Consider the following 3,851-nt stretch of genomic DNA (forward strand, 5'->3'; position numbering starts at 1 on the left):
CGATCTTAAAGGTGGAGGCGGGGGGGAAACCCCTAAGGGGACGGGTGACGAAGGGGTTTCCTTTTCCCTGTACTTGTCGCCACATTTGAGGGGGAATAGGGCCAGAAAAGATATTAGGATCGAAGCCAGGATAGCTCACCATGGCCAAAACGGCACCATCCCGCGGATCCATAGCCACTACTGCCCCTTTTCTCTCCCCTAAGGCCCCTTCGGCCACTTTTTGGAGATGAACATCTAGGGTGAGGGTGACGTCTTTACCTGCCTTAGCCTCTTTTATCCCCAGTTTACGTAAAACTTTGCCAGTGCCATCCCTTTCTAGGAGAATTCCTCCCCATTCTCCCCTCAAGTCTGATTCGAATCCTGCCTCTGCCCCCATCTTGCCAATTACATCCCCCATGCGATAGCCCTCTTTTCTCTTTTCCTTCAACTCCTCAGCACTGATTTCCCTGGTGTAGCCCAGCACATGGGAGCCCACCTTATTATGAGGATAGTATCTTACCGTGTCCACATCTATTTCCACATCCCGGAAAAGGTGTCTATTCTCCTCAATGGCGGTAATTTGTTGAGGGGTAAGGTTTCTAGCAATTCTGACCAGGGAGGGGGAATCATAGCCCTCCTGTTCTAGTTTTTGTTGTAACTCCGTCTCGGAAATGTTAAGAATTGTTGCTAGGGCTTTTCTCACCTCTAGCCAATTTTCCCTTTTCTGGGCAACGGGCCATAGATAGGCGGAGTGGGAGAGTTTGGTGGCTGCCAGAATTCTCCCGCGACGATCATACAGGTTACCCCTTACAGGAGGTTTGGGTATTATTTTGGTCCTGTTGTTTTCGGCCTTTTGTTCAAACTCGCTATTTTTTGCAAGTTGTAGGTAGGCCAAACGACTGCCAATGGCCCCAAACAGTAAAAGGGTGATTATAGTCATGATAAAAAGGGGCTGTCCCTTTTGACCTACCTCTAGCCAGACTTTTTTGGGTTGAGGGCGGGGGGAATTTTTTTCTAAAAAGTAGTGCTGATTACTTTTTTTTTGTTCTTTTTTGACTAGATTAACTAAAAGCATGGGGGATATAAGCCATAGCTGCAGTTGGTATCCAGGGGGATTACAGTCCCCCTTAATTTTAACCCATTTGTAATTCTCCTCAAGACCGTTTTAGCTTACCCTTTATTGGGCAGTAGGTCCAGACACTGTCCACTTTTAATTAAATCATAGGCTGCGCGGGCGGCAGCTTGTTGAGAGGCTTTTTTGGTACCTCCCTTGCCTACCCCCAACAATTTGTCTTGCAGCCATACTTCTGCTATAAAACGCTCGTTTTCATTTTGAAAGGAGTGGTTTTGTATTACTTTATAGGTAGGAAGCATTTTGTATTTACCTTGAGTCCACTCTTGTAGTGCATCCTTATAGTTTTCCCGGGCAGGATCGGCTTGTACCTGAAGGGCTTTCTCTTGTAAAATGGGGTCGAGCCATGGTCTGATGAGACTCATGTCCTTGGTGCTGAGATAAAGGGCGCCCAGTACAGCCTCGAAACAGTCGGCAAGACGAGAAACCCTGCCCCATTTATCGTTTTTCACACAGGGGGTTGCCAGCAAATAGAGCTCAAACCCATATCTGGAGGCTACCTCTGCCAAAAAGCGGTCGCTTACAAGGATAGAACGAATGGCGGCAAATTCCCCTACTGGAAGATGGGGATAGGTTTCCCAGAGAAATTCCGCACAACAGAGACGAATTACAGCATCTCCAATGAATTCTAACTGTTCGTAGTTGGCTGTTTGAGAGATGCTGGGGTGAGTAAGAGCTAAGTCTAAAAGATGCCAATTGACTGAGGATACGTCTTGGACGCCCAACTTGTGTAATAATCTCTTTAATTCTGTTTTTCTGCGGGGATCTTTTAACACCTTCATAAACTAACAATAGACTGGAAATGGCTGGACTAGGCGGCGGCTGCAACCATCTCTTTTCTCAATTGTAACGCCCTTCGCACCACCAATGAGCCTGGAAGGCTGCTGTTGCCATTCTCTGTAAGGTATCTTTTCCAAACCTTGCTTCCGGGTTGTCCTGCAAAAATGTTGAGGAGATGACGGGTTATGGTGTTCAATTTTACTTTTTTCCCTGTCCAGTGGTCAATGTATTCGTAGAGGGATTCGATGATTTCTTCCCGGCTGGCTACTGGCCTATTTACACCATAAATTTCCTGATCTACATAGGCAAAAAGATAGGGATTGTCTATGGCAGCGCGCCCCACCATTACCCCGTCCACTTTTTGTAGGTGTTGTTTGACTTGAGGAAGGGTTTTGATGCCACCGTTGATGACGATGGTAAGGTGAGGAAATTCTTGTTTAAGGCAATACACATCCTCATAACGTAGTGGGGGGATTTCTCTATTTTCCTTTGGGCTTAATCCTTTCAACCAGGCTTTCCGGGCATGGACAATAAAACGATCGCACCCGGCTTCACTTACAAGGCGTACAAAATTGGCTAAATCCTCATAGCTATCCCTGTCATCAATGCCAATACGATGTTTAACCGTCACCGGGATTTTTACTGCCCTTTTCATGGCGGCCACACAGGAGGCCACTAGTTCTGGTTTTGCCATCAAACAGGCGCCAAAATTCCCCTCTTGCACCCGGGAACTGGGACATCCTACATTTAGATTTATCTCATCATAGCCCCAGTCTTCCCCCAGACGGGCACATTCTGCCAGGTGTTTTGGGTTGTCTCCCCCCAACTGCAAGGCTACCGGTTTCTCTTCTGGACTAAAATCCAACAGTTTATGACGATCGCCATGGATTAGTGCCTGCGTGGTAATCATTTCTGTATACAATAATGTACACTTGGTGAGACGACGCATGACATAACGGAAGTGGCGATCGGTATAGTCCATCATGGGGGCAATACTGAGTAGGTAGGGAATCATAATGGCCATAGTAGCTACAACAAGGGGTACTATTATATCCCCGCCCCGGTGGACAACAATGAGATGTTCGGATTTGCTATTCCCGGTTAATATTGTAGGAAATTAGAGGGTAAACTGAATCCAACCGGTAAGATGCCGACAAACAATGTCAAATATTGAAAAACTACAACCCGCCGACAAGGAAAAGGTACAAATGTATCTCCCCTTCTACAGTAAGGAACACCAGGAGATATTACCCTATGCCCTCAGTCTTTATCAACAGGGTTATTTGGAAGGGGAGAGGGTGATTGAGGGAAATAAAAATATACCCTTTGTCGCCATCTGGTATGTCTCCAGACTACCATATGAGTTGACTCGCTGTCGTGTTCAGTTTGACGGCAATGCCGATTTGAGCTACGAGATTAATCTTTCTAACTCGGAATTCATCGAGTATCTCATCCTCTTAATTAAGAATTTTAAAGAAACTCGGCAAGTAGACTTCTGTCAGAAATTCTACCGCAAACTCCTCCGCGTCGACGAGTAAGACGGACTGACCAGTAAGGGGAAACAAAAAAAATCCTTAAAAAACTTGACAAAAGTTCATAAACTTGTTAACATTATAAGGCAGGCGAGCAATCGCTAGACCAATAGTACCTTGACAAATACATAAGGAATCATAGGAGAATGACCACCACAATACAGCAGCAGAAACAGATCTCCGCGTGGGAGCAGTTCTGCCAGTGGATCACCTCCACCAACAACCGTCTATACATCGGTTGGTTTGGTGTGCTGATGATCCCCTGCTTGTTGACTGCCACCATCTGCTTCATCATTGCCTTCATCGCCGCTCCGCCAGTGGACATTGACGGGATTCGTGAGCCCGTATCTGGTTCTCTGTTATATGGGAACAACATCATCACAGGAGCTGTAGTGCCCTCTTCCAACGCTATAGGGCTGCACTTCTAC

Annotated in this window: 5 protein-coding genes; 2 read left to right on the plus strand and 3 right to left on the minus strand. The window is 46.4% G+C overall.

Annotated features, from left to right (window positions below; genetic code table 11):
- The 3 genes from IGQ44_03275 to dusA all read right to left on the minus strand — a co-directional run.
- Nucleotides 1–1,054: penicillin-binding protein 2 (locus IGQ44_03275; GenBank protein HIK36998.1), on the minus strand; the 1,054-nt coding region annotated here is incomplete at its 3' end.
- Between the two features lie 95 nt (nt 1,055–1,149).
- Complete coding sequence (rnc, locus tag IGQ44_03280; GenBank protein ID HIK36999.1) at nt 1,150–1,893, minus strand: ribonuclease III; 744 nt, start codon at nt 1,891–1,893, stop codon at nt 1,150–1,152.
- Nucleotides 1,894–1,922: 29 nt separating this feature from the next.
- Entirely contained in the window at nt 1,923–2,915 is a 993-nt protein-coding gene (gene dusA, locus IGQ44_03285) for a tRNA dihydrouridine(20/20a) synthase DusA (protein HIK37000.1), read from the minus strand.
- 136 nt (nt 2,916–3,051) lie between these two features.
- On the opposite strand from dusA, the gene IGQ44_03290 reads away from it, so the two are divergent.
- A complete protein-coding gene (locus IGQ44_03290; protein ID HIK37001.1) occupies nt 3,052–3,429 on the plus strand; it encodes a hypothetical protein in 378 nt (125 codons plus the stop codon).
- A 140-nt stretch (nt 3,430–3,569) separates the two neighbouring features.
- Nucleotides 3,570–3,851, plus strand: a 282-nt coding sequence (locus tag IGQ44_03295; protein ID HIK37002.1) for a photosystem II q(b) protein, incomplete at its 3' end; no start/stop codon positions are given.

Source organism: Geminocystis sp. M7585_C2015_104 (assembly GCA_015295805.1).
GTDB lineage: Bacteria > Cyanobacteriota > Cyanobacteriia > Cyanobacteriales > Cyanobacteriaceae > DVEF01.

Coding starts and splice junctions, on each gene's coding strand:
- rnc (HIK36999.1), bottom strand. CDS start 1,893: ATGAAGGTGTTAAAAGATCCCCGCAGAAAAACAGAATTAAAGAGATTA.
- dusA (HIK37000.1), bottom strand. CDS start 2,915: ATGGCCATTATGATTCCCTACCTACTCAGTATTGCCCCCATGATGGAC.
- IGQ44_03290 (HIK37001.1), top strand. CDS start 3,052: ATGTCAAATATTGAAAAACTACAACCCGCCGACAAGGAAAAGGTACAA.